The organism is Parasynechococcus sp. (assembly GCF_042954245.1).
Lineage (GTDB): Bacteria > Cyanobacteriota > Cyanobacteriia > PCC-6307 > Cyanobiaceae > Parasynechococcus.
The window spans coordinates 1-2,719 of the sequence record NZ_JBGKDP010000143.1; the positions used below are offsets into that span (position 1 = coordinate 1).

The following is a 2,719-nucleotide window of genomic DNA, read 5'->3' on the forward strand; positions in this document are numbered from 1 at the left end:
CTGGAAATGATTCACACCATGTCGTTGATTCATGACGACCTGCCGGCCATGGATGACGACGACCTGCGCCGTGGTCGTCCCACCAACCACAAGGTGTACGGCGAAGCAGTCGCCATCCTTGCGGGTGATGCCCTGCTGACCCGCGCCTTCGAAATGGTGGCGCTGCGTAGTCCGGATGTGCCGGCTGAGCGTCTGCTCAAGGTGGTGGGAGAACTGTCGTTGGTGGCCGGTGCCCCTGGCCTAGTGGGCGGCCAGGTGGTCGATCTGGAAAGCGAGGGCAAGGAGGTTGATCTTGAAACTCTCGAGTACATCCACCTCCACAAAACCGGAGCCCTTTTGAGCGCCTGTGTGATCACCGGGGCGATGATCGGCGGTGCCGATGAGGCACTGATCAAGGCCCTGCGCACCTACGCCAGGGGGATCGGCCTCGCCTTCCAGATTATCGACGACATCCTCGACATCACCGCCAGCAGCGAGGTGCTCGGCAAAACCGCCGGCAAGGACCTCATCGCCGACAAAACCACCTATCCCAAGCTTCTTGGGCTCGGGGAGTCCCGCCGCCGGGCAGATGCGTTGGTTAATGAAGCGAAAGAGGCGCTTCAACCCTGGGCCGAGAAGGCCATTCCCCTGCTGGCATTGGCCGACTTCATCACCAACCGCGACCGATGATCGAAGCCATGTCTTCCCATGCAGTTCTGCGGGAGTTCTTCGACAACAGTTCGCTCACCTGGGGCTTGATGGCCTGTGGCATCGCCCAGCTGTCGAAGTTGTTCCTTGAGTTGCTCCTGCATCGCCGTTGGCGTCCGGCGGTGTTGATCGAAACCGGCGGCATGCCGTCAAGCCACTCCGCCCTGGTCACCGGTACGGCGGCCTGTGTGGGCTGGACCCTGGGCTTTGATCACCCCCTCTTCGCCCTTGCAGCGATGGTGGCGTTCGTCGTCATGTACGATGCCAGTGGCATTCGCTGCGCTGCCGGGCTGACGGCGGAACGAGTCAATGGCCTGCCTGATTCGCTCTGGCCGGATGCTCCGGAGAAACCCCTCAAGGAAAGCCTGGGCCATAGCCGGCTTCAGGTGCTGGTGGGCAGTCTGATAGGGCCCGCCATTGCTCTGCCCGGTTTGGAATTTGTGGGATCACCGCTGCATCTGCTGTTGAGTCTTGGAGCTGGGCTGGGGTGACCGCCGCCGCGGACCTTACCGCTGATCAACAGGCAGCGGCGGACGCCTTTGCGGCCTGGCTCAAGCAGCCCATGGATGGCACGCCTTTTGTACTCAGTGGGTTTGCCGGCAGCGGCAAAACCTTTCTCTCCATGCGCCTGCTGCGCCAGGTGGAAGCCAGCGGTTTGTGCTGGACCGTCGTGGCCCCAACCCACAAAGCGGTGGGCGTCCTGCGTCAGGCATTGGAGTTGGAGGGTCTCCAACCCACCTGGTATCCCTCCACCATCCATCGCTTGTTGCGGCTGAAGCTCAAGCGCTCCGCCGACGCTGAACTCTGCGAACCCACCGAGCAGACGGCCATGGCCCTGGAGAACCTAGGCCTGGTGCTGATTGACGAAGCCTCGATGGTGGACAACACCCTGTTGGGCATCGCCCTCCAGTGCTCCCATCCGTTCAAGACCCGTCTGGTGTTTGTCGGCGACCCGGCCCAGTTGCCACCGGTGGGTGAGCCGAACAGTCCCGTGTTTGCAATGCAACGGTCCTGTTCCGCCAGCTTGACCCAGGTGGTGCGACATCAAGGCCCGGTGCTGCAGCTGGCGGTGGGTCTGCGGGAGGGGCGCCTGCCCTGCCAGATGCCGCCGCTGCTGCCGCTAATTCGATCCCCGCAGGGACAGGTGCGCAGCTTGGTGCAACGGGAGTGGCTGGATCAGGCCCGGCGTGCCTTGTGGGAGGCTTCGGTGCAAGACAACCCTGACGCCGCACGCATCCTCTGCCACACAAACCGCACCATGGATCGTCTGGTGCCCCATGCGCGCCGTGCCATCCATGGGGAGATGGCGGACCAGATGCCGGTGCTGCCTGGAGAGGTGTTGATCAGTCGCACGGCGGTGATGGCGCCGGCCTCAAGGGATGGAGAAGAGGCCGGCGAAGAACCCGACATGGTGCTGGGTTCCAACCGCGAAGTGACGGTGCGGGACGTCAAGCCGGAGGCCTGTGATCTGGCGGATTTCGGCCTGTCTTGCGCCGACGGGCCTGTGCCGGTGATCGAGACCCTCTCCGCATCGGTGAATGCGGGGGATCTGGAGCTCACCCTGCGTCTGCAGCCGCCGATTGGCAGCTCTGGTCGTCAGGAGCTCGATGCGGTGATGCAGCAGCTGCGCAAGCAGGCCCGTGATGCCGGCAAGAAGAACGGTCGAGCGATCTGGCGGCAGTACTTCCTGATTCGCGATGCCTTCGCTTCCCTGGGGCCGGCGGCGGTGCTCACGGTGCACCGCAGTCAGGGCAGCAGTTTCGGCGATGTCTTTGTGGCGCCGGATGTGTTCCGGGCCGATCCAGCCATCCGCCAGCAGCTCTGTTACGTCGCGGTGTCGCGGGCCCGCACGGGAGTTTGGTTGCTCGGCGGGGAGACGTCGCCTGATCTACGCGCCGCCTGGCAGCGCCAATTCGACACCACGCGGGACTCCGCATGAATCAGGGGATCATCAGTCCGCTGATCCCCTGCCAGCCCAGATAGGACCCCAGCCCAAAACTGAGGCTTTCCACCACCAGCTCCCCCCGGCGGA

3 protein-coding genes are annotated in these 2,719 nt (G+C 63.8%); all 3 read left to right on the plus strand.

Features of this window, described 5'->3' with window-relative positions; all coding sequences use genetic code 11:
* The coding region (locus tag ACGVJ8_RS06290) for a polyprenyl synthetase family protein (RefSeq protein ID WP_392346447.1) at nucleotides 1-669 on the plus strand (669 nt) is incomplete at its 5' end.
* The gene (locus tag ACGVJ8_RS06295) at nucleotides 666-1,178 is read left to right on the plus strand and encodes a divergent PAP2 family protein (RefSeq protein ID WP_392346449.1); all 513 of its coding nucleotides are present in this window, start codon (nucleotides 666-668) and stop codon (nucleotides 1,176-1,178) included. The genes ACGVJ8_RS06290 and ACGVJ8_RS06295, both read left to right, overlap by 4 nt.
* The gene (locus ACGVJ8_RS06300) at nucleotides 1,175-2,626 is read left to right on the plus strand and encodes an AAA family ATPase (protein WP_392346451.1); all 1,452 of its coding nucleotides are present in this window, start codon (nucleotides 1,175-1,177) and stop codon (nucleotides 2,624-2,626) included. Before ACGVJ8_RS06295 ends, ACGVJ8_RS06300 begins: the two co-directional genes overlap by 4 nt.
* The last annotated feature ends 93 nt before the right edge of the window (nucleotides 2,627-2,719 follow it).